Source organism: Pontitalea aquivivens, assembly GCF_046507575.1.
GTDB lineage: Bacteria > Pseudomonadota > Alphaproteobacteria > Rhodobacterales > Rhodobacteraceae > Pontitalea > Pontitalea aquivivens.
On sequence record NZ_JBKFEY010000074.1, the window covers coordinates 1 to 1,859 of the forward strand.

Here is a 1,859-nt window from a genome sequence, read left to right on the forward strand (position 1 = left end):
AATGGCGTTTGAGCGATTCGGCACGAAGGTTGGCGAAAACGATATCCAGATACTTTACCGCGACGTTCAGTCCGATGCGCAGGCAACGGTGTCAGCCATCAATGAACTCGTGACGGTCGAGAAGGTCGACTTCCTGATCGGGCCTGTGGCTAGCCCGATCGTCGCTGCCTCCGTTCCGCCATGGCAGCAGGGGAAGCCGACCTGGATCGTGAACGGCTCCTCGGGCACGCAACTCGAAGAGATCGCTGGTGGAGAGGATGCATTCTTCCACACCTATCCTTTTGCCTACCACTACCACACGTCCGAAGCAGAGGCGCTCGCGCACTACCTCGGCAAGGGCAAGAAGGTCGCGGTAATCTATTCCGACGACGCCTACGGACGCACGCATCTTCCCTACGTTCAGAAATTCTACAAGGAAGCCGGGTTCGAGATCGTCGCCGAAGAGGTGATCCGTACGAACTCACCGGACCTGAACCCTGTTCTTACCAAGATATCCCGGGTGAAGCCCGACATCTTGATCGGTCTGGTGCAGACGACGGATGCCATTACGCTTGCCAAGCAGGTCCACACACGCAAGCTCGATGTGCCCTATCTCGTTGGTACTGCATACACTCAGCTTGAAGAGTGGCAGGATGCCGTGGGCGAGGCTCAGGAAGGCTGGATGGGTGTCACCACCTACCTTCCGGGCGTCAACCATCCGGCCAATCCGGATTTCCCGGAGCTTTTCCCCGAGACCGAAGTCTGGGTCGAAGCCTTCCGCGCCAAATACAACATGGAGCCTGACTTCCTGGATATCGGCCATTACGCCTCGACAGGCATGCTTCTCGTTGCGCTCGACAGGGCCGGCGGTGACAAGGTGAAGGCCGTGGAAGAACTGCGAATCATGGACATCCAGACGGTCAACGGGCGCGGGAAGTTCGAGCCCACCGGGTTTGGAACGAAGCACCAGGCATTCGTCGACATGGTGGTGTTCCAGCGCAGGGGCAACGACAACTTGATCGTTTGGCCTCTGGAGGCCGCGTCCGGCACCATCGAGCCAGTTACCCGCTGACGGGTTCAGACGATAGACGCGCGCATCTACGGATGCGCGCGTCCCTCGCCATTTAACTCGCGGAGCGAACATGGATTTCTTTGGGCAGTTCTTCGTCGACGCGATGCTGCTCGGCGGCCTCTACACTCTTATGGTGATAGGGTTGTCGCTGAGCTTCGGCATCATACGCGTCATCAATTTTGCGCACGGTGAAGCGATCATGCTGGGTGCCTACGCCTCGTTCTGGGCATTGCACGTGGCCGGCATCGATCCGCTCATCGCGCTGCCGCTGGTCATGGTCAGCGGGTTCCTGGTCGGGCTTTTGATCTTCCGCGTCGCGATCCGGCGTGTCCTCGATGCCCCGCACATCAACCAGATTCTGCTTACATTCGGCATCGGTCTGGTTCTCCAGAACGTCGCTCTCATAGCGTGGACGGGCGACGAGCGCTCGGTGAACCCGACCTATGCCTTCTCGTCAGTCATGCTTGGCGACATCGTCATCTCGGTCTCGCGCACCATCGCCTTCGGGGTAGCCGTGGTTATCGTCTGCGGCCTGTTCTTCTGGCTCAAGCGTACCGAGCTCGGTCGGGCAAGTCGCGCGCTTGCCGAGAACGGCGACGCCGCGAAGCTGATGGGTATCAACGTCAACGCGATGTACGGCCTCACTTTCGGTATCAGTGCGGCGCTTGGCGCAGCCACCGGTGTTCTCATGAGCTTCATTGGGGCGATTTCGCCATTCATGGGCTTTCACATGCTCGTCAAGGGTTTCGCGATCATCATTTTGGGAGGACTGGGCTCCATCATGGGCTCCGTCATCGGCGCGTTCGTG

General features: G+C 59.2%; 2 protein-coding genes. Both read left to right on the forward strand.

The window, feature by feature from the left end; all coding sequences use genetic code 11:
* A partial coding sequence (locus ACK8OU_RS20105) for an ABC transporter substrate-binding protein (protein ID WP_410305108.1) occupies positions 1–1,051 on the forward strand: 1,051 nt, incomplete at its 5' end.
* A 70-nt stretch (positions 1,052–1,121) separates the two neighbouring features.
* Positions 1,122–1,859, forward strand: a 738-nt coding sequence (locus ACK8OU_RS20110) for a branched-chain amino acid ABC transporter permease (RefSeq protein WP_410305109.1), incomplete at its 3' end; no start/stop codon positions are given.